The 20,764-nt window shown below is 70.4% G+C and carries 15 protein-coding genes and 1 pseudogene; 6 read left to right on the top strand and 10 right to left on the bottom strand.

What is annotated here, in order from left to right; all coding sequences use genetic code 11:
* Nucleotide 1 precedes the first annotated feature (1 nt).
* Nucleotides 2-547, top strand: a complete 546-nt coding sequence (locus MYMAC_RS37045; protein WP_157770484.1) for a hypothetical protein — start codon at nt 2-4, stop codon at nt 545-547.
* A 583-nt stretch (nt 548-1,130) separates the two neighbouring features.
* Here the strand turns inward: MYMAC_RS37045 and MYMAC_RS33325 are convergent.
* From MYMAC_RS33325 to MYMAC_RS33300, 6 genes are all read right to left on the bottom strand, one after another.
* Entirely contained in the window at nt 1,131-3,140 is a 2,010-nt protein-coding gene (locus tag MYMAC_RS33325) for a TonB-dependent receptor domain-containing protein (RefSeq protein WP_204817180.1), read from the bottom strand.
* A gap of 406 nt (nt 3,141-3,546) precedes the next feature.
* Nucleotides 3,547-4,059 carry a hypothetical protein gene (locus MYMAC_RS33320; protein WP_204817165.1) on the bottom strand — a complete coding sequence of 171 codons (513 nt, stop codon included), beginning with the start codon at nt 4,057-4,059 and terminating at the stop codon, nt 3,547-3,549.
* Between the two features lie 57 nt (nt 4,060-4,116).
* A complete protein-coding gene (locus tag MYMAC_RS33315; protein WP_095960985.1) occupies nt 4,117-4,887 on the bottom strand; it encodes an SDR family NAD(P)-dependent oxidoreductase in 771 nt (256 codons plus the stop codon).
* Nucleotides 4,888-5,064: 177 nt separating this feature from the next.
* Nucleotides 5,065-6,654 (bottom strand): glucose-6-phosphate isomerase, encoded by a 1,590-nt coding sequence (locus MYMAC_RS33310; RefSeq protein WP_095960984.1) that lies wholly within the window; start codon nt 6,652-6,654, stop codon nt 5,065-5,067.
* A gap of 129 nt (nt 6,655-6,783) precedes the next feature.
* Nucleotides 6,784-7,689, bottom strand: coding sequence for a sterol desaturase family protein (locus MYMAC_RS33305; protein WP_095960983.1), 906 nt, complete (start codon nt 7,687-7,689; stop codon nt 6,784-6,786).
* 26 nt (nt 7,690-7,715) lie between these two features.
* Nucleotides 7,716-8,381: a TetR/AcrR family transcriptional regulator gene (locus MYMAC_RS33300; RefSeq protein ID WP_095960982.1), complete on the bottom strand. Its 666-nt coding sequence runs from the start codon at nt 8,379-8,381 to the stop codon at nt 7,716-7,718.
* 338 nt (nt 8,382-8,719) lie between these two features.
* On the opposite strand from MYMAC_RS33300, the pseudogene MYMAC_RS38475 reads away from it, so the two are divergent.
* Nucleotides 8,720-9,127: pseudogene (locus MYMAC_RS38475) on the top strand (M23 family metallopeptidase); the annotation flags it as partial.
* A 225-nt stretch (nt 9,128-9,352) separates the two neighbouring features.
* On the opposite strand, the gene MYMAC_RS33290 reads toward MYMAC_RS38475, so the two are convergent.
* On the bottom strand, nt 9,353-11,050 hold the full coding sequence (locus tag MYMAC_RS33290; RefSeq protein WP_095960981.1) for a GTPase: 1,698 nt from the start codon (nt 11,048-11,050) through the stop codon (nt 9,353-9,355).
* Nucleotides 11,051-11,252: 202 nt separating this feature from the next.
* Here MYMAC_RS33290 and MYMAC_RS33285 point away from each other — a divergent pair, with 202 nt between their 5' ends.
* A complete protein-coding gene (locus MYMAC_RS33285; protein ID WP_095960980.1) occupies nt 11,253-12,149 on the top strand; it encodes a dimethylarginine dimethylaminohydrolase family protein in 897 nt (298 codons plus the stop codon).
* On the top strand, nt 12,136-12,942 hold the full coding sequence (locus MYMAC_RS33280) for a hypothetical protein (RefSeq protein ID WP_095960979.1): 807 nt from the start codon (nt 12,136-12,138) through the stop codon (nt 12,940-12,942). Before MYMAC_RS33285 ends, MYMAC_RS33280 begins: the two co-directional genes overlap by 14 nt.
* 71 nt (nt 12,943-13,013) lie before the next feature.
* On the opposite strand, the gene MYMAC_RS33275 is transcribed toward MYMAC_RS33280, so the two are convergent.
* Entirely contained in the window at nt 13,014-13,667 is a 654-nt protein-coding gene (locus tag MYMAC_RS33275) for an MBL fold metallo-hydrolase (protein WP_204817161.1), read from the bottom strand.
* A gap of 143 nt (nt 13,668-13,810) precedes the next feature.
* Here MYMAC_RS33275 and MYMAC_RS33270 point away from each other — a divergent pair, with 143 nt between their 5' ends.
* Together MYMAC_RS33270 and MYMAC_RS33265 are read left to right on the top strand one after the other, a co-directional pair.
* On the top strand, nt 13,811-15,718 hold the full coding sequence (locus tag MYMAC_RS33270; protein WP_095960978.1) for a lipase maturation factor family protein: 1,908 nt from the start codon (nt 13,811-13,813) through the stop codon (nt 15,716-15,718).
* A gap of 198 nt (nt 15,719-15,916) precedes the next feature.
* Complete coding sequence (locus tag MYMAC_RS33265) at nt 15,917-16,666, top strand: Ig-like domain-containing protein (RefSeq protein ID WP_013937467.1); 750 nt, start codon at nt 15,917-15,919, stop codon at nt 16,664-16,666.
* A 174-nt stretch (nt 16,667-16,840) separates the two neighbouring features.
* On the opposite strand, the gene traB is transcribed toward MYMAC_RS33265, so the two are convergent.
* Nucleotides 16,841-18,475, bottom strand: coding sequence for an outer membrane exchange protein TraB (gene traB, locus MYMAC_RS33260; protein ID WP_095960977.1), 1,635 nt, complete (start codon nt 18,473-18,475; stop codon nt 16,841-16,843).
* Nucleotides 18,472-20,577: an outer membrane exchange protein TraA gene (traA, locus tag MYMAC_RS33255; RefSeq protein ID WP_239989173.1), complete on the bottom strand. Its 2,106-nt coding sequence runs from the start codon at nt 20,575-20,577 to the stop codon at nt 18,472-18,474. The genes traB and traA overlap by 4 nt, the downstream gene beginning before the upstream one ends.
* Nucleotides 20,578-20,764 lie beyond the last annotated feature (187 nt).

The raw sequence follows: 20,764 nt of genomic DNA, 5'->3' as shown, positions 1-20,764 counted from the left end.
CATGAACGGCCGATACATCGGAGCAACCATCATCCTGGGGCTCGTTGGTGGCTGTGTCGCGACCGTTCTGCGCCCCGTGGAATCGACGACCTTTACTCGCGTTGAATTGCCGGACGGTCGTCAATGCAGTGAGGACGTCGTCGCGCTCGATGTGGGAGCGTGCTTGTACGATGAACGGTGGTGGGGGCCCGGTGGCAGCTCGCGGAGCGGTTTGGTGCGCTGTGGCGAGATGATGGACGTGTGTGGTCGCGAGCGAGCCTGTGACTGCACAAGAACACAGGCGCTCTTCGCCTGCGAGCCCGACCGGACGGTCCGGTTGTTTGCCGATGGCGGTGTAGAGCCCGTCTTCCCGATGGACGACAAGCAAGCGCCGTTGCCGCCGCTCGCGCCCGTCCGATTCCTAGGGACGAACGAGTTCGGCGACTGCGCCTTCGCGATGTCTCCTCCGATGATGGGACGCTGCTCGATTGGCGGGCTCATTCCGTCCGGCGACCCCTACGAGAGCATGCAGATAGGGATGGTCGTCCCCTTCGGAGAGGATCGCTAACTCTGTGGGGTCCGGTTGTCCTGCCGGTGCAGCGAGTTCACGGAGCGCGAGTGATGGTCGAGTCCGCAGGCCGAGCGCTGGGTTGGGGCTGAACATCGGCGGCCCCCTTGGAATGAGGTACTGGGCATGAAGCGCTGGTTTGTTGCTGTTGGGGTCTTCGCCGCGCTCATGAGCGCGGCTTGTCAACGCCAAGGCGGGGGGCCGTACTACTCGCGCGAATACGGGCTCCATTACGAGTGTGGGCTCTTCGGTACCTGCGAAGCGCCTCTGCAGTGCATGGAGGCCAATCTTGGCGAAAGAGTGCTTCGCTCTTGTGAGCGTGTTTGCACCACCGATGCGGACTGCCGGCAGGGCTTCGGCTGCGGCCCACTCATAGGGTCCTCTGAGCGGGTTTGCCTCGAACGGCTTCCGGACGGCACCCTTCTTCAGCCCTATTTCGAGACCTGAGGGGGCTTTGGGGCACCTGGAACTCGTGCTCACGCCCCATGCAGGCTCGGGGCCTCTAAAACGCGAAGAGGCCGTGCGAGCCCTTCGTGAAGAGGGACACGCACGGCCTCGAATGTTGCTCGGATGAAGCGACGCCTTAGAAGCGCGCGTTCACACCGGCGTAGAGGGTGCGGCCGCGCTCCTGGAACACGTATCCTTCCTCGTCCTCGGTGCGGGTGTTGGCGATGTTGAGCACGCCCGCGTTCACGCCAAAGTTCTTGCTGATGTCGTAGCTGGCGCCCGCGTCGAAGAGGGCATACGCCTCCACCTCTTCCGTGCCGCTGAGCTGCGGGCCAATGTACTGGCCGCGCACGAAGGCCTTCAGCTTGTCCACCGGCGTCACGTCAATCTGGCCGTTGAGGGTGTGCTTGGGCCGGTAGGCGAGCTGCACGTCGTTCTCCAGGTCCCGGCTCTCCAGGAAGGTGTAGTTCGCGCTCAGGCGCACCACGTTGCCGAAGGCCTTGCTCGCCGTCGCCTCGACGCCGCGCAGCCGCGCGCGGTTGACGTTGCGGGGCACGTACAGGGGCAGGCCCGTCTCCGGGTCGGTGCCCACCGGCTCCACGCCCGTGCCACGCGGCGTGTCGATGAGGTTGCGGATGTTGTTCTGGAACACCGTCGCCGTCAGCGACCACGAGGACTGGGTCCAGTTGGCGGACACCTCGAAGTTGGTGCTCTTCTCCGGGGCCAGGTCCGGGTTGCCGATGATGCCGCAGCGGCCACGGCAGCTCGTCACCAGGGACTCGGTGCTCATCTGACGCAGCGTGGGCGCCTTGAAGCCCGTGCCCACACCCGCCTTCAGCGTGAGCGGGTTGATGGGCGAGTAGACGACGTACGCGCGCGGCGTGAGGTGGAGGCCGAAGTTCTCGTGGTTGTCCAAGCGCGCGCCCAGCAGCAGCGTCAGCTTGTCCATCAGCGCCAGCTCGTCCTGCGCGTAGAGGGCCTGCTGGTGCACGCTGGCGGCGCCGCTGGTGAACTCGTCCGACTTGAGGTCAATCCACCGCGCCTCGCCGCCCACCGTCAGCGTGTTGATGCCCAGGTACGCGGTGGCGTTCGCCTCCGCCACGATGTTGTCCTGGGTGAGGCCGTCGACGCCGCTCTCCAATCCTTCCCAGTAGCCTCGGACCTCGGAGTTGCCCCAGTCCCACTTGCCCTTGTGGCCCAGCACCGCGTCGTTGCGGTGGACCACCGCGTCCGCGTCACCGTAGGAGCCGCCAATGTAGTACTCGCCGATGCGGTTCTGGTACGCGCGGCCGTACTCGGCGGTGATGGTCTGCTGCGCGGTGGGCGTCCAGTTCAGCGACAGCCGGCCGTTGTGGTCGTTGCGGCCTTCCAGCGTGGCCAGGTCGCCGTAGTTGACGACGCTGCCGTCTTCCCGCGTCACTGGCGCACCGTCCGCGTTGAGCACGGGCGAGCCCGGGTCGCGCGCGCCGTTCCACGCCTGGCGGTGGTTGAAGCCGCCGGTCATCTTCATGGACAGCGTGTCCTGGATGAGCGGACCGCTGAGGAAGACGCTGGAGCGGAGCTCCTCGCCGTTGGCGCCCACGGTGGGCGTCTGCGCCTTCACGTCGATGCCGCCCGTCCACTTGGGGGCAATCGGCTTGGTGATGATGTTGATGACTCCGCCCAGCGCCTCGGAGCCGTAGAGCGAGGACATGGCGCCGCGGACGACCTCGATGCGCTCGATGCCCTCCGTGGGGATGAGGCCGATGTCGAAGTCGTTGTGGCGGAACACCGCCTCCAGCGAGTTCACGCGCTTGCCGTCGACGAGGATGAGCGTGTAGCTCGAATCCATGCCGCGGATGCTGATGCCGCGGCGGCCCTGGCTGCCGGCCGTCAGGCTGATGCCGGGCGCCAGGCGGATGGCGTCCGTCAAGTCACCCACGGGAGCCCGCTTCAGGTCCTCCTGCGTCACCACGGTGACGGAGGCGGGGGCGGAGGTGACGTCCTGCTCGGTGCGCGTCGCCGTCACCACCACCGGGGCCATCTGGAAGACGTTGGACTCCAGCTCGGCCTGGTGCTCGGCGGCCGCCGAATCCGGCGGAGGCGGCGGCGTGGCCGCGTCCTGCGCCCAGGCGGGCGTCATGGTCAGCAGCAGGGCCGGACCCATCCACTTCCAGCTCACGGACAGCCGAGGGCCACGAGTGGTGCGGGGGGAAACGTCTTCACGATGAACGGCGCGCAAGGTCCTTCTCCTCAATGTGGATGGCTGGGCTTCGGAACTCCCCCCTCCCGCCAGCGCCAGGGACGCCCGCGGGTTTGAACGGACAAGGCTCCGCCGCGCCGCGGGAGCCGCGACGTGACGGACATCAGCAAGACAAGACCCGTCTCCTGGGCTTCCTGGCGCTCGACACGCACCGGGAATCAGCGGGAGATGGATATGAATTTGCTAATCATTTTCAACTTGTCGGCACTTTGCGTCGTGGCAGGCGTCCTGTCCACGCGCGGAAGGCGGAATTCTCTACACCCGTCGTAGAATCCCGCCTTCACCGCGGAGGGCGCGCCAGCCGCGTGTCTCAGGGCTGCGTGGGCCAGACGGCCCGCGGCTCTTCGTCGTCCTTGCCGACGAGCAGGGTGGCGCCTTCGAGCAGGTCCTCGGCGTCCAGCGCCTCCACGGCGGTGCGCACGGCCGCGTCGGCGTCCATCACCCGGCAGTAGACGCGGAGCTGCTGCTCCTGCAGCTCGCCGCCTTCGACCTCGCCGTTGCCCGTCCACCCGAGCGCGTCCGTGAGCAGCTCCTCCACGGCGACGCGCTTCTCCACGTCGTGGCCGGTGCCCTTGCCCTCGATGGTGTACTGGACGATGAACGTCGTCATCGCGGAGGGCTCGGGCTCGTCATAGCCCTGGTCCACCAGCGGGCCGGCGGCCTCGGCGATGACCATGTCCGGGTCTTCATCCGGGGGGAGGGGGAGCTGCTGGTCCTCGCCGGTTTCGCCGACCAGGCCCTGGTGCACGGTGAGTGCGCCGTCATGCACCCAGGCCTCCCAGTAGCGGAGCCGGTCGCCTTCCTTCTTGTAGAGCTTCAGCACGGGTCGAGTCTCATGCGGAGGGCCCCTGCATAGCACGGACCCGCGGGGCCAACCGGCTCAGAAGGCACGGCCCTGGCCCCCGTCCACGGGGAGGGTGGCGCCTGTCACCCAGCGTGCGCGCTCCGAGCAGAGGAAGGCCACCACGTCCGCGACCTCCTCCGGGGCGCCGAACCGGCCCCAGGGCAGCTCGTCGCGCACCAGCTTCGCCACCTTGTCCGGGTCCGCCTTCTGGCGTTTGTCCCAGCTCCCCCCGGGGAAGAGGATGGAGCCGGGGGCCACGCCGTTGACGCGGATGCGGTACTGCGCCAGGTCCACCGCCATCTCCTTGGTGAGCGCGGTGATGCCGGCCTTGGCGGTGGTGTAGGGCGCGCTGGTGGCGTACTCGCGGCCGTAGATGGAGTTGATGTGGATGATGCAGCCGCCGCCCTGCTGGCGCATGGCCTCCACGGCGCGCTGGCTGCACCACACGGCGGACAGGAGGTTGCGGTCCAGCACGGCCGTCCATTGCTCGGCGGTGGCGGAGTGGAAGGCGCCCGCGCCGCCGCTGCCGCCCACGTTGTTGACCAGGAGGTCCAGCCGCCCGAACGCGCGCACCGCCGCGTCCACCGCCTCCACGGCGCCGGCCTGGGTGGCCACGTCCGTCACCACCGTGGTGACGTCCGCGCCCTCGGCGCGAAGCTCGGACGCGGTGGCCTCCAGGGCCTCCGCGCCGCGAGCGCTGAGGCACACCCGCACGCCCTCGCGAGTCAGCACCGCCGCGATGGCCTTGCCGATGCCCCGGCTGCTGCCGGTGACGAGGGCCGTCTTTCCTCTGAGCTCCAGGTCCATGGGGGAGGTTCTACAGCGCCTGTTCCTGGTGCGGGGGACTCATGGAGCGCGGGCGTTGAGTCCTGGGCGCGAGGGCCTGACGGCGACGTGCCACAGTCCCTCGAAGGCGCCGCCTCGGAGACCTCCAGTGCCCGGTGCCACGGCCGAGGGCTTCGGCCGCGGCCTCCGTGGACACGTCTACTTCGCCCGGAAGCGCGCCTGCGTCGGCGTGGCGCCCGGGGTGCGCTCGACGCCGCGGTCCGGGTTGGCGGCCAGGTGCTGGAGCACCTTGAACACCGTCTCCACCTCGTCCGGCATGCCGATGTCGGCCGCGAGCTGCTCGGCGGTGCGAGCCTCCGCGCGGGCCTCGCGCAGGCGCGCCGTCAACTTGCCCTGGAGCGCCAGCACCACACCCGCGGCCTTCTTGCCCGCCTCCACGCCTGGCTGGTGGTACGCGTTGATGTGCACCAGCGTGGCGTAGAAGCCCACGGCGCGCTCGTAGAGGGCAATCAGCGCGCCCAGCGTGCGCGCGCTCACGTCCGGCACGGTGAGGGTGAGCGACTCGCGGTCCTTCTCGTAGAGCGCGCGCCGCGTGCCCAGCAGGAAGCCCAGCAGGTAGTCGCCGCTGGTGACGCCGGGCTCCACCTCTTGCGAGCCGCCCTCGCGGTCCTTCAGCACCTCGATGAAGGTGACGAAGAAGTTGAGCACGCCCTCGCGGAGTTGCTGCACGTAGGCGTGCTGGTCCGTGGAGCCCTTGTTGCCGTAGACGGCGATGCCCTGGTTCACCACCTGGCCGTCCAGGTCCGTCTCCTTGCCCAGCGACTCCATGACGAGCTGCTGGAGGTAGCGCGACATCAGCAGGAGCCGGTCCTTGTACGGCAGGATGACCATGTCCTTGTGGCCCCGGCCGTCACCGGCGTAGTGCCACATGAGCGCCAGCAGCGCGGCCGGGTTCTTCAGCGCGTCCCGCTCCCGCGTCGCCGCGTCCATGTCGCGCGCGCCCTTCAGCAGCGCGTCGATGTCCAGCCCCTGGAGCCGCGCGGGCAGCAGGCCCACCGCCGACGTCACCGACGTGCGGCCGCCAACCCAGTCCCACATGGGGAAGGTGCGCAGCCAGCCCTGCTTCTTCGCGTGGCTGTCCAGCTCGCTGCCCGCGCCGGTGACGGCCACGGCGTGCTTGCTGAAGTCCAGGCCCTGGGCCGAGTAGCCGCGCTCGGCCTCCAGCATGCCGTTTCGCGTCTCCTTGGTGCCGCCCGACTTGCTGATGACCAGCGTGAGCGTCTCCGCCAGCCGGCCGCCGAGCTGCGCCAGCACGCGGTCGAAGCCGTCCGGGTCCGTGTTGTCGAAGAAGGACACCTGCATCGGGTCCTTGGCCGTGCCCAGCGCGTCCGCCACGAGCTGCGGCCCCAGCGCCGAGCCGCCAATGCCCACGATCAGCACGTGCGTGAAGCGCTGCGCCTTCTGCGGCTTCACCTTGCCCTCATGCACGTCCTTCGCGAAGGCGTGGATGGCGGCCACCGTGTCGGTGACTTCCTTCTGGAGCGCGGGCTCGGGGGCCCGCTCCGGCGCGCGCAGCCAGTAGTGGCCCACCTTGCGCTGCTCGTCCGGGTTGGAGATGGCGCCCTGCTCCAGGGCCTCCATCGCGTCGAAGGCCTCCACCACGCGGGGCCGCATCCGCTCCAGGTAGTCCGCCGGGAAGCGCATGCGCGAGACATCGAGCGTGAAGTCCAAGGCCGGGACGACGCACAGATAACGCTGGTACCGCTCCCACAGTTCTCGCTCGGTCATGGCTCCTCCTGGCAGTGCTCGCGTCGCGAAACGTGCCGGGTGGCTTAGCGCCTCCGTGTGCGGGTGGGAAGCCGGACGACGGTGTCGATGCGCGTCCACGCGGCCGCGAGCGGCCGGGTGCTCAACACCTCACACGGAGGGGCGGGCCGCCTCGGGCGGCGGTTGCGCTCCGGACGGCTGAGGCACCTTGGAGGGCTCGGGCTTCCAGGCCGGGTTGCGGAAGACGTAGCTCAGGCGCTGCTTCAGCGAGCCGGGCTTCGCCGCGTCACGCGCGATGGCCGCGAACTCGTGGAAGGCGATGCGCACGGGGTTGTACGTCTCCAGGTTCTTCGTCAGGCCGTACACGGGCTTCTCGCCCTCCGGCTCGAAGGTGCCGAAGAGCCGGTCCCAGATGATGAGGATGCCCGCGTAGTTCTTGTCCAGGTAGCGCGGGTTGGACGCGTGGTGCACGCGGTGGTGCGACGGCGTGTTGAGCACCCACTCCAGCGGGCGCGGCAGCCGGCCAATGGCCTCGGTGTGAATCCAGTACTGGTAGAGCAGGCTGACGGACTGCTGCGCGACAATCATCACCGGGTGGAACCCGAGCAGCGCCAGCGGTGCCCAGAAGACGAAGCTGGTGGGCGGCGTCCACGTCTGCCGCAGCGCCGTGGACAGGTTGTAGTGCTGGCTGGAGTGGTGCACCACGTGGGACGCCCAGAAGAAGCGGCTCTCATGGTGGACGCGGTGGAAGGCGTAGTAGCAGAGGTCGTCCGCGAGGAAGAGCAGCACCCACGCCAGCACGCCGAAGCCCATGCGCAGCGGCGTGAGCTGGTAGAGCGCCAGGTAGCCAGCGAAGGCCACGCCCTTCCACAGGACGTTGATGGCCACGTTGCCCAGCCCCATGGAGAGGCTGGCCGCCGTGTCCTTCAGGGTGTGGCCCGCCACGGGACGGCCCTCGTCCCGCAGCTTCTTCACCCAGAGCGCCTCGGCGACCACCGTGAGGGCGAACACGGGAATCGCGAGGGTGATGAGGTCGGGGATGTGGGGTGCGTCCATGGTGGGACCCTCCGTGTCGGCGAAGCTCAGGAGCGGGCGCGGCGGCGAGGCCGCGCCAAGGCGGGAAGGAAGGCGTTGCGCATGAAGTTCGTGAGCGCATCCAGCATGCGCCGGTGCGCCGGGTCGTTCGGCCGCGCGCTGCCTCCCACCGCGGCGCCCTGCACCGCGTCCAGTGCCAGCTCCACGATGGAGTCGAAGTCCGGGTGCTCGGAGGCCTCGGGGAACAGCTCGCGCGCCACGCGGTGCAGGTTCTCCCGGTGCGGCCCGTCCACCGCCGCCAGCGCCACGCGCAGCTCCGCGTCCGTGCGCGCCGCCACGTACAGCTCGATGGCGGCCTGCAGCTCCGGGCGCTGGAAGGCGGCCCACAACATGTCCACCGCCGCCGCGATGCGGTCCCTGCCCGAGGGCCGGGCCCCCACGCCCGCCAGGTAGTCCTGGATGAGGCGTGGGAAGAGGTGCTCCACCGCCGCGGCGAGCAGCTCCTCCTTCGTATCGAAGTGGGTGAAGAGCGCACCCTGGGACAGGCCCGCGCGCTTCGACACCTCCACCGTCGTCAGGCGGGCGTAGCCCTGCTCCACCAACGTCTCGATGGTGGCGTCCAGGAGCTTGCGGCGCGTCGTCTCACGGCGCTCCTGCTGCGTGCGGCGGACAGGGCGGCTCGGCCCGTCCGAGGGAGTGTTCTTCGAGGCCATTCAACGGCAGGGTAATGCCGAACTTAGTGAGTGACCAGTCACTTTGTTGGGCCGGGGGCGAGTGAACCCCACAGTGGCGTGCGTCATCACCCGTGCACGTACATGAGGCCGCCAAAAGGGAAGTGGCGCCTCGAAGTCCGCTCCAGGCCTGCTTCCCCAGCGGCCGGGCGGCCATGGGGCTGACTGGCGTGTGCGCGGCGTTCGCCTGGGACTCGGGTATGAATCTCCTCGGGAGGGTGGGCGTGCCGAAGCCCTCCACGTCGTGCAGCAGACAGGCGCGGTGAAAATCCGCAGGGAAATACCCGCGCCACTTGCCCTCGTTTCCGCCCCGCCCCGATATGAACCTCTCAGCCCTCCTCCTTGGTTCTCTCCTGGCTTCGGCCCCCGCGGTTCCTTCCTCTGCTCCCACGAATGTGGGCGAAACGCCTGAAGTAGGCGTCCCCTTCGCCTGTGGTCGCATCCACACGGTGAGCCAGGGACATGACACGGGAAGTCACCAACACAACGACACGCATGCGTGGGATTTCCGCATGCCGGATGGCACGCCCATCGTCGCCGCGCGCGACGGCACGGTGCGCCTGGCGCGTGGTGACAGCACCAAGGGTGGCTGCGACGAGAAGTTCGCGCCCTATGCCAACTACGTCGTCATCTCCCACGCGGACGGACTGGAGACGCAGTACCTCCACTTCAGCGCGGTGGTGGTGAAGCCGGGTGACGTGGTGAAGGAGGGCCAGCTCATCGGCTTCTCCGGCTCCACGGGCTGGGCCTGTGGCGCGCACCTGCACTTCAAGGTGGCGCGTGAAGGCGGCAAGGGTTGGAACAACCCGTCCGTGCCGGCGCGCATCGCCGGCTACGGGGACCCGGTGCGCGACACGCGCGTGGCCGCGCCCCTGTGCAAGGACAACGGCACGCAGGCGCTCATGGCCAGCAACGGCGGCGCCCACACCCCGGGCCAGCCGGTGGTGTCCATGTCACCGGAGCGCCAGCAGGCGCTGCGCGGCCTCCCGCCCGGGGCGCAGAGCATCCTCGACGGCCTCTCCCAGCCGCCCGCCCAGGGTGGCCAGGGCCTCAACGAAGCGCGCCCGGCCGGCGGTGCCCGCACGGCGAGCGGCCCCAGCGAGACTCGCTGAAGCCAGCAGCGCGCCCGCTCCGGCGAGCAGCATGAAGAGGGCCCCCGCGTTGACGAAGTAGTCCAACGGCAGCAGGGGGCCTTCCACGTAGGCGCGCACCACGCGGTAGCCCACGTGGCCCAGCAGGGCCAGCAGCGGCAGGTTGATGAGCGGCAGCACCAGCCAGCGCGCGGTGCGCCACCAGCCGGCCACCGCCTCCGCCACGCCGGTGGTGGCGGTGTAGCGCCAGGCGCCCGCTCTCGCCATCCGCACGTCTTCCAGGAGCGTGTCCACGTCCGGGACGCCGAGCAGCGCGGGCTCCAGGCCGCTCGAGCGCGCCACGCTGCGCACCTCCGCCAGCGCGGTGCGCGCCGCGGCCTGGGCGCTGAAGTCGTCCTCGAAGGGCTCCACCACCGCGGACTCCGCGGCCCGCGCGCGCGTGTGTCCGCGCACCACGTCCACCACCGTGGAGGCCGCCGCCACCGCCAGCCCCGCGGGCAGGCTGCTGCGCCCCACCAGCGCCGCCGCGCCCAGTCCGCTGGCGCCCCACAGTGACAGCCGCAGGCCCCAGGCCGCGGGCCCCCAGAAGCGGCCTCCCGCCTGACGCCGCACCTCCGCCGCCAGGTGGCCATGCGCCAGCCGCAGCCGCCCGTCGAAGTCCGCGCGCAGGCCCTCCGCCGCCTTCTCCAACCCCGAGTCCAGCGCGGCGCGCGTGCGCGACCGCAGCGCGTCCGTCTCCTTCAGCGCGGCCTCCACGCGCGTGTGGACTTCTTCGAGCGCGCCCAGCGCGTTCGTCTTGCGCACGCGCGCCGCCACCGCCTGCGTGGCCAGCCCGCGCAGGTGGAAGAGCAGGGCGCCGAACTCACCGGACACGTCGCGGCCGTCCTTCGCCGCCAGGGCGCTGATGGCGAAGACGGGCACGTCCTCCTGGGCCAGGCCGTACTGCTCGGAGGCCACGCGGCGCACCTGGGCCTTGAGCGTGTCGCGCGACTCCGGGGACAGCTCGTCCGCGAAGTTGAGGATGAAGACGAGCGCGCGCCGGCGGGCGAACTCCGTCAGGAACTCCACCTGGGACGCCTCCGCCACGCTGCCCCGGTGCATGACGACGAGCGCCACGTCCGCGCGCTCCAGCGCCGCGCGGGCCACCTCGCGGTGGGTGGTGGCCACGCTGTTGAGGTCCGGCGTGTCGATGAAGACCTGTCCGCCCCACAGGCCCTGGGGACCGGGCGCATAGGTGATGACCCGCGCGCCGGAGCCCGCCAGCGCGTCCGTGGGCGTGCCCTCCGGCGCGAACACCGTGGCAGCCGTGCTGGTGGGCCGGTTGACGCCTTCGCGCGACAGGGCCTGCCCCGCCAGCGCGTTGAGGAGGGTGGACTTGCCCGCGCCGGTGGCCCCCACCAGCGCCACGCTCAGCGGCGCGTCCTTGCGCGCCACGCCTCGCGCGTAGTCGTCCACCAGCCGCTCCAGGCGCGCGGCATGGGGCCGGAGCGCGGGCAGCTCCAGGGCCGTCTTCAGCAGGGAACGCAGGGCATCGGGTTCGGGCAGGCTCGTCTCGTCCACGTGGGGGGAGCCTGTCCCGGCTTCGTCCGGGTGACTACGAAGAAGATGCGCGGAGGGTGTGCCAACGTGCAGTTTCCGGCGGCTGGCTCGCGCGGGGGCTCCCGTGCCCTACCGGACAGGTCCGGCGCCTGGAGGCGTTCCGGGCCTGCCGCACGGGCTGGATGGCAGCCGGTGTGCTGGGAGGAGTAGAAGCAGTCTCACCATGGACCTCTTCCTCATGTCGCCGCCGGGACGCACGTGGGCCCTGCGCGGCCGGAGCAACTTCCGCAGCCGCGAGGCACCCCAGGTGGACGCGCTCCAGGCCCGCCGGGAATGGCTGGCGCTGGCGCGGGGCATCGAAGCGCGCGGGGGCACGGTGGTGGCGCTGCCGTCTCCCTCCGAGCTCCTGACGGGGATGCCCTACGCCGCCGAGTGTGGGCAGGTGGTGCCCCGCCCGGGCGCCGCGCCGCTGTTCCTGCTGCCCCGGATGATGAGCGCGCACCGGCAGACGGAGCGCGAGCACTGGGCGCCCCTGGCCCGCGCCCTGGGCCTGGAGGTGGTGGACCCGGGCGTGGGCATCTGGGAGGCCCATGGCGACGTGGCCACCTTCGACGGCGTCACGCTGCTGTTCTGGGGCGGCCGCACGACGCGGGACGGCCTGGAGGCCGCGGCGCCCTACTTCCCGGGCGAGGTGCTGCGCGTGCAGGTCCGCGAGCCCGCCTTCCACGGCAACATGGCGGTGCTCCCGCTGCCCGCGGTGGACCGGCTGATGGTGTGCCCGGACGTGATGGCCCCGGAGTCCTACACGCTCCTGCGCGAGCGCTTCGGCGAGCACCGGCTGCTCCTCGTGACGGAGGAGGAGATTCGCGGCTACGCCACGAACGGGCTGCCGGTGGGACGCGACGTGCTGGCGCCCTCGGTGGTGCCCTCCCAGGTGCGGGAGCGGCTGGAGGCGCTGGGCCTGCGCGTGGTGCCGCTCACCATGCGCGAGCTGTGTGAGAAGGGCGGTGGTTCATCACGCTGTCTCGTGTCGCGCGCGGAGGTGGACGCGGCGACGTTGTCGATTCCAGAGGCGTTCCGGTTGGCGGCGGTCGCCAGGGACATCGATGCCGATGGGTGACGCGGGCTCGCTGTCTCGGCAGGCGGAGGCCTTCCTCGCGGCGCATCCCGGCGCGTCGATGGTGGCGTTGGGCTCGGGCGAGCACGCGGGCGCGTTGGACCTGGCGCCGCTGGGGGTGCCCATGACGTTCCTGCCCGCCGAGCGGAACGCGGACCTGGCGATGCAGTACCTGACGCTGAACCAGCTCGCCTTTGCTGGCATCGGCGTGCCGCGCTGGGTGCTGTCGGACCTGTATCTGTTGCCCGGCGCCATCGGGCTGCTGCGTTGTCCGGCGCGGATGCTGGCCGCTCCCGTGCGTGAGCGCCTGGGCCTGGCCGACGAGGCCCCCGCCATCGGCGCGGCCTACTACGCGGCGCCTTCGGTGACGCCGGGGCTGTTCATCGGCGTGTCCCTGTTGAGCGTGCTGCCGGGGACGGGGGCGTCGCCGTGGGTGAAGCTGCTCACGTTGCGGATGCTGCGCGCGCGGCGGCTGCGGGGCGTGGCCCAGTGGGACAACCCCAGTGTCCGCGTTCACTCCAGGCTGGGCCCGCTGCGCCTCGTGGGGCGGGTGCCCGGGGGCCATGAGTATGGGGAGCGCTCGTTCGTCTACGAATCGGAGCTGACGGACCCGGCGCGGCTGGGCGACGCGATGGCGCGCCGTCTGTCATGGGCGCCCTCGCTTCGCGTGTCCGTCACGGACCTCCCCGCGCTGAGCGAGTTGCTCGACCGCGCGGAGGCGGGGGAGGTGCTGCACCTGGTGCCCCCCGGCCTGGAGGCGGGCCAGGTGCTGGTGCGCGAAGGGCCGCTCGGCTGACGCGGGTTCAGGGCGCTGGTACGGCGGGCGGCGCCAGGGCCTCCTCCCGCGCTGACGCAGCGGCCTTGGGCTCACGGCGCGGGCGCGGCGGGAGACTCCATGTCCTCCTCCAGCGCGCGGCGCAACGCGCTGGCGCCGTCGCGGACGATGGGCTCCCCATGGGAGAAGCACAGCGTCTCCACCGGGAGGTGGTCCAGGATGCGCTGGACGCTGTGCCGGGTGCGCAGCGGTTCATCCTGGTACTCGCTGGGGACGAACTCCGGCGTCTCGCCGGGCTCGTGCGTGAGCAGGTCGGAGAGGAACGCCACGCCGCGCGGGTGTTGCTGCATCCACAGCGTGTACATGGCCTCGGTGGGCCCGGGCGTGTGGAAGGAGATGAGCCCGGCGGGCAGCGTGTCCCCCGACACGTAGAAGAAGTCGGGCTGCTCCTCCAGCGTCAGGGCGCCTTCGGGGGCCCAGACGGGCACCTTGAAGGCCTTGCGCAGCCGCCACGCGGAGCGCTGGTGATTGCCCGCGGTCAGGATGATGGCGGAGACGTTCCCCAGCGCGCGCAGCGCCGCCTCGTCGATGGGCAGCGGGTCGATGAGGACGACGGCGCCGTCCACGTCCACCACGGCGTAGGCGTCACTGCGCGCGCCGCCGATGCGGTCATCGGAGAGGGTCCAATGGTGGATGCCGGGTACCACCTCGCTTGTCCGCTTCGCCTTCCCCTTGGGCTCGCTCATGCGGACAAAGCTAGGCACCCCCATGAGGTGTCACGTGGGCGGGAGGGGGGCCCATGGCTCGGATGCCCTGCTGCTTCCATGGCGGGCGCCCGAGGACGTGGGACGGTGCCGCGGACACAGCACACCCTTTCCTCATGATGGCGATGGCGCGAATCACCCGCGGTGTGCTGGCCCGGCCCCTGGTCCTCTATGACGGGGATTGTGCGTTCTGCCGGCGCTGGGCCGCGCGCTGGCAGTGGCGGACGCAGGGGCGCGTCAGCTACCGGCCGGGCAGGGGCTGGCGCCGCTGGCTGCTGGGCATCCCCAAGGTGGACATGCGCAAGGCCATGCAGTTGGTGGAGCCCTCTGGCCGCGTGTCGCGCGGCGCGGAGGCGCTGTTCCGCGCGCTCGCCGCGTCACCTCGCCGGGGGACGCGGGTGGCGGCGCGGCTGGGCTTGTTGCCCGGCGTGCTGCACCTGGCCCAGGGGGTCTACGCGGTGGTGGCCCGGCACCGAGGACGGGCGGCGGGGGTGGACCGCTGGCTCTTCGGGCGCGCCGTGGTGCCCCATGAGTACCGGTGGGTGCGCTGGGGTTTCCTGCGGCTGCTGGGCGGCACGTTCCTCATCGCCTTCACCTCGCTGGGGCGTCAGGTGCGGGGGCTGTATGGGACGCAAGGCCTCCGGCCCGTGGCGGAGCGCCTGGCCGCGGAGCGCCGCGAGGAGCCCTCGGCCCTGGCGCGGTGGCGGCGCATCCCCTCCCTGTTCTGGCTGGACGCGTCGGACGCGGCGCTGGTGCGCGGGTGCCGCGCGGGGCAGGTGCTGTCCCTGGCGCTGCTCTTCAACGTGGCGCCCCGGCCCAGCGTGTCGCTGCTGTGGGCGCTGTACCTGTCCTACGTGGCCGTGGGGCGTGAGTTCCTGTCGTTCCAGTGGGACGTGCTGCTGCTGGAGCTGGGGCTCCTGGCGGTGCTCACCGCCCCTGGCGGGCTCCGGCCCGGGCTGGGCCGTGACGAGCCCTCCGCGTTGGATGTGTTCCTCTTCCGGCTGCTCGTGTTCCGGCTCTACTTCGGCTCGGGGCTCAGCAAGCTCCAGTCGGGGGACACCACCTGGCGCGAGCTGTCCGCCTGCGAGCACTACTACGAGACGGCGCCGCTGCCCACGCGGGGGGGCTGGTACGCGCATCACCTGCCCCGGCGGCTCCAGCGGGCCTCGACCGCGGGGGTGCTGTGGCTGGAGACCGTCGTTCCGTTCCTGGCCTTTGGACCCCGCCGCTTGCGGCAGTTCGCCTTCTGGAGCCTGAGCGGCTTGCAGGCCGCCATCTTCGCCACGGGCAACTATGGAATCTTCAACGTGCAGTCCTGCGTGTTGGGGCTGTGGCTCCTGGACGACGCGGCGCTGCGGCGGGCGCTGCCGCTGAAGGAGGGCCCTGCGGCCCGGCCTCGGCCCTGGTGGCGCACCGGGGTGTCCGCGCTGGTGGCCTCGCCGCTGCTGGTGCTGGGCGCGTCCGAGGTGCTTCGTCGCTTCAGCGGGTGGCAGCGGCATCAGCCCGAGCGCGTCGGCTCGATGATGACGTGGCTGGAGTCCCGCGCGCGGCCCCTGCGTTCGGTGAACCCCTATGGCCTCTTCAGCGTGATGACGGTGCAGCGGCCGGAAATCCGGGTGGAGGGCTCCGACGACGGCGAGCATTGGAAGGAATACGCCTTCCGCTACAAGGTCGGGGACCCGGCACGGCCCCCGCGGCAGGTGGCCCCCCACCAACCCCGGCTGGACTGGCAGATGTGGTTCGCCGCGCTGGGGTCGCCTCCGGGCTGGTTCGTCGCGTTCCTGGCGCGGCTGCTGGAGGGCTCGCCGGACGTGCTGGGCCTGCTGGCGGACAACCCCTTCCCGGAGCGGCCGCCCCGGATGGTGCGCGCGGTGCTGTACGACTACCGGATGACGGACCTGGCCGAGCGGCGCCGCACGGGCAGTTGGTGGCGGCGTGAAGCGTTGGGGCTCTACGTACCGCCCCTGTCGCTGGCGCCCGGGCCTCGGCCCCAGGGCCGCATCCCCGCCTTGCAGTGGCAGGCCAGGGCGTGAGGCGGGAGGGGGCAGGCGTGCGGCCCTGAACGTCCTGGGGCCCTTTTCCCACCGCGACAGTGGGGTGGGGCTACAATGCACGGAACCCCCACCCATCTCCGCCGTCGTGACGCCGTGAAGACGCCGCGTATTCCTTTTTGCCTCCTCCTTGTCGCCGCCATCGGGCTCTCGAGCGCCTGCGGGCCCACGCCCACCACCATGAAGCTGGAGCCGCTGGAGACGAAGTACCTCCGCACGCCAGGGCAGACCGTGAAGCTGGCGTACGAGGTCTTCGACGCGGAGGGCAAGCCCATGTCCAACGCGAAGCTGCGGTGGACGAGCTCCGCGCCGGACGTGGCGCAGGTCCAGGAAGGCATCCTGACGGTGCGCAAGTCGGGGAAGACGACCATCGGCGCGACGGGGGGCAAGGTCCGCGCGGCGTTGCCGCTGGAGCTGACCATCCTCAACTCGTTGGACGTTCGTGCCCCGGGCTCGGACTTCCTGGAGGTGGGGCGGGTCATCAAGCTGCGCGTGGTGGCGAGGAACGAGCAGGGTTCCTCGTTGCAGGACGCCACGCCCACGTTCCGCACGTCCGATGAGACGGTGGCGCGCGTGGAGGACGGGCAGTTGGTGGCGGTGCGCCCGGGCAAGACGGTCCTGAGCGCGACGTTGGGGCACCTCAGCCGGTACATCGCGGTGCAGGTGGTGCCAGCGGACTTCGCGCGGCTGGGCCTCAACCTCACCCACCACGCCTTCCAGCGCAAGGGGCAGTCCGTGCAGCTCCAGGCGCGAGCGTTCAATCGCAGCGGCGTGGTGCTGGACACGGTGCCGCTGGAGTTCTTCACGTCGGACCCGGCCGTGGTGTCCGTGTCGCCCGAAGGCCGGGTGACGGCGGTGGGGTCCGGGCGCGCCGTGGTGTCCGTGGTCGCCGGGCGGCGTCGGTCAGCGGCGGAGTTCGTCGTTCCGTAGGGGATGTTCGCGTTGAGGCGCGGCGGCGGTCCGCGCGTGCTTTGCCGCGAGGATGACGCGCTGCCGAGGTGCCCGGCGCGGCTCGTGGCGACGGTGCCTGTGAGCGTGCCGCGGGTTGGGTGCGCCGCCGCGGAGCCTGCGTCGCTTCGCGGCGTCGGTGCTGGTGCGCTCGGCCTACGGCTTGGGCGCCGAGGCGGGGGCCTTCGACTTCGCCTTGGGCGCCTTCTTGATGGGGCGCTTGCGCTTCTTCGCGCCCGCGTCCTCGGGGCAGGGTGGGCGGGGGCCGTCGCTGGGCGGCTGGATGGTGAAGTCGACGCGGCGGTTGAGCGCCATGCCCTCTTCCGTTGCGTTGTCCGCCACCGGCCGCGAGCGGCCAAAGCCCTGCGAGCACAGGCGCTCGGCGGCCACGCCACTCTCCACCAGGAAGCGCATGACGCTGGAGGCGCGGCGGCGCGACAGGTCCAGGTTGTACGCATCGGTCGCGCGCGAGTCGGTGTGACCCTCCACGTGCATCCGGTCGATTTCCGGGTTCTCGTTCATCACCCGGGCGACCTCCTCCAGGATGGGGAAGGACTCGGAGAGGATGATGTCCTGGTCGGTGGCGAAGTTGAGCTGCTCCAGGATGACAATCCGGTTGCCGTCGCGGCGGGCGAGCGGGCATCCATCCTTGCCGCGGCTGCCCGCGGGCTGGTCCGGGCAGCGGTCGAGCCGGTCGACGACGCCGTCACCGTCCTTGTCGGTGTCCGGGCAGCCCATGTTGGCCACGGGGCCGGGCACGTCGGGGCACGCGTCGGATTCGCCGATGACGCCGTCGCCATCCGGGTCGACGGGCGGCGGCGGGGGCGGCAGCGGCTGGGGCGGCTCCTTGAAGCGCTCCAGGGCCTCCCACTCGCGTGTCTTCGCTGGAATCCACAGGATGGACGTGAAGAAGCTCAGCGTGGGCGAGGCGATGGAGCAGCCGCAGCCCATGCCACCGCCGAACGTGAAGTTGAGGCCGGTGGAGCTGTACCAGCGCAGGCCGAAGAGCGCCTCCGCGGGAATCTGCCGGGGCTCATCGGGCTGCTTCGTCAGGCCCACCGCGCCATGCACCATGCCCACGGCGGTGAGTCCGCTGCCACGCAGGATGGGGACCTCCGCGCCCACGCCGAAGGGCGCCATGTCGCCCACGGACACGCCGCTGAAGACGCGGTCCGGGCGCTTCCAGAAGCCGCCATTGAGCGCCAGGAGGATGCCGTTCTCGAAGCGGTAGTCCAGCACCAGGCCCGGGGCCCAGGTCAGCTCGCCGTCCCCGGCGAAGGCCTCCTGGGCGCCGGTGGGGAAGCTCACGTTGAGCGTCACCGCGCCGCCCCAGCCCTTGCCCTCGGCGGGACGGCGCAGGCCGGGGATGGCCACCTTGCCGGTGAGCCGGAGGTCGCCGAAGACGAAGCTCTCCACGCTCCCCTCGGTGCCGATGACCTCCAGGTTGTCGCCGCCCTGGGCGAGGATGAGCGGCATGTCCACGCCGACTTCGGCCCAGTCGAAGAGGCCGACGGTGGCCATGACGTCCAACTGGAGGCGGTTGCCGACCAGGCTGATCTTGCTCAGGTCGCCCCCCTCGGGAATCAGCGACAGGGGGTTGAGCGAGTAGCTGAAGTACGGGCCGACGGAGACGGACAGGTGCGACAGCGGACGCGACTGCTGCACCACCACCAGATCCTGGGGCGCGCCGGACGGGCGGAAGAGCTGCACGTTGAAGCGCGCATCCGGCTGCGCGGTGGCGGCGGTGGACAACCCCAGCGCCACGAGGAGGAACAGGTGCGAGGGCTTCATCGGGCGGTGCGCCGGGTGCGGAGGAGCACGAAGCCCACGGTGAGGAGGGCCAGGAAGCCAGCGCTTCCGGCGGGCGTGGCTTCGGCGGTGGTGCCGCAGCAGAAGGCGCCGCCCTGGGGCTCCGTGCCCGGCTTGCGGCGTCCGCGCTCGCACTCCAGTGTTTTCGCGGAGCAGTGCTCCACGCCCAGGCAGTCTCCGCTGTCGGTGCAGGACGTGGTGCAGGAGTTCGTCGCGACGTCGCAGGTGCCACCGCAGGGGCAGTGGGCATCGGCGAAGCATTCGACGCAGGCGGTGCCGTTGCAGACGGTGCCCGGCTCGCACGTCACCGCGCAGGCGCCGCTGTTCTCACAGGTGCGCGTGGTGGGGTCGCACACGCCGCTGCCGCAGTCTGAGTCGTCGACACAGCCGACACAGGTGCTGCCCTGCACGGTGCCGTTGGAGAGGCAGAATGGGGTGTCGCCGCCGCAGGCGCCACAGCGAGGGCCGCAGTGCTTGTCCGTGGTGCACGAGGCGCACTCGCCGCTGAGGCAGAACTCGCCGTCACCACATTCCAGGTCGTTGCGGCACTGGACGCAGACCTCGCCGTCGAGGCAGTAGGGGCGCTCGCCGGGGCACTTCACGCAGCCGGGGCCGCAGCTGTCGGCCGTGTTGCAGGAGGGCACGCTGTCCACGCAGCGGCCGTTGGTGGTGTCGCACTGCTGGCCTTCGGCGCACTGGCTGCTGGTGGTGCACTCCACGCACGTTGGCTGGGCGCCGGGCGTCAGCGCCGCGCACTGCGTGCCGTTGGGACAGCAGTTGCAGGAGTTGCCCGCGCACGAATCGTTGGTGCCGCACGGCGAGCACGTGTTGTTGGAGCAGGACTCGCCCTGTGGGCAGTGGGAGTCCTGCGTGCACTCGCGGCACTCGTGGAGGTCGGTGGCGCAGACCTCGCCGTTGCTGCACTGGCTGTCGTCGTTGCACTCGACGCAGGTGTTCGTCTCGAGGTCGCAAGCGCCGGTGGGGCAGTCGGTGTCCTCGTTGCAACCGGTGCACGTGTTGGTCTCGAGGTCGCAGCGGCCATTGGGGCACTGGCCATCTTCGACACACTGAACGCACTGGGTGCGGCCGTTGAGGTTCGCGCAGTGAGGCGTGGACTCGCCGCACGGGGAGCAGGAGTCGCCGCAGAAGAACGAGGAGTTGCAGGGGGCGCAGAGCGCCGCCGCGTTGCAGCGGAAGGAAGGAGCACAGCCTCCATTACCGGGAGCGTTCGCGTTGCCGCGGTTGCACTGCTCGCAGCGGTCGGGCTGGTCTGGGACTGAGAGGAGGCCGTTCTCCGTCTGGAAGAACTGTGCGGGGCGGAGGAGTTGGAAGCCCTCGTCGAAAAGATTGACGACTTCAGGCTCGTTCGCTGGGCGTTCGAAGTCGTCGAAGGGGCTTGTCCGCATAGACAGCTCCAGCGCGGCATGCTCTCCGATTTGGGCGTAGAGGATTTCCACTGCGTAGAGGCCCGGCTGGGGGAATGTGACGTTGTTCGTTGTACGCCATGTCGCGAAGCCAATCAGCGGAGGTCGGTTGATGACCTGATATGCTTGGCTGCGGTCGTAGATGACGAAGCTGACTCCGTCATCCGCATAGAGGCCAAAGTGAATGGGCCGCCCCACCAAGTCCGCGGTAATGTTGATGTATCCTCGGAACCGGGACGTGAAGGCGGTGGTGCGTCCGTTGTTATTTTGGATGACGTTGAAGGTGCAGCCACCTGCGGAGCAGCCCGGTTCCACGACCTGGTTGACGAAGTCGCCGTAGCTCAGTGTGCGACCGTCGTTAAGGTTGTTCGAAAGGTCGAACGGAGTCTGAAGCACCGTGGTGACACGGCTCTGCCTGTTGGCCGGTTCCTCAAGGTACCCGTTGATGATGTCGATGTATGTCCCGCGTGACTGCGGGAATTCATTCAAGGGGCGCGTCCATACATTGGACGCCACGCACAGGCCCTGCCCATCACCGGTGAGGGGATCAGCGATAGGAGGGCCTTGGATGACGACATCGGGCAGCTTCTGGCCCCAGGCGGTCGAGGCCGCGAGGCACACCGCCAGGACAGTGAGCGCGGTACGCGCGATGCGGGACACGGGCGATTTCAAAGCCCCTCTAGAATGAGGGATATCGTCCACAACCGCAATTCCCGCAACGTGCGGCTTCCCGCTACGACGTCCCAGGTCTTCTGAAGGTCGTTCAACGGCGGAGATTCAGCGGGACGTTGCTAGTCGGATTAATTCGAAATGCGGGTCCTCTGCGTCCCTGTTCTGATGCGAGTTC

This window comes from Corallococcus macrosporus DSM 14697 (assembly GCF_002305895.1).
Lineage (GTDB): Bacteria > Myxococcota > Myxococcia > Myxococcales > Myxococcaceae > Myxococcus > Myxococcus macrosporus.
This window is presented reverse-complemented; position numbering and strand designations above follow the sequence as displayed.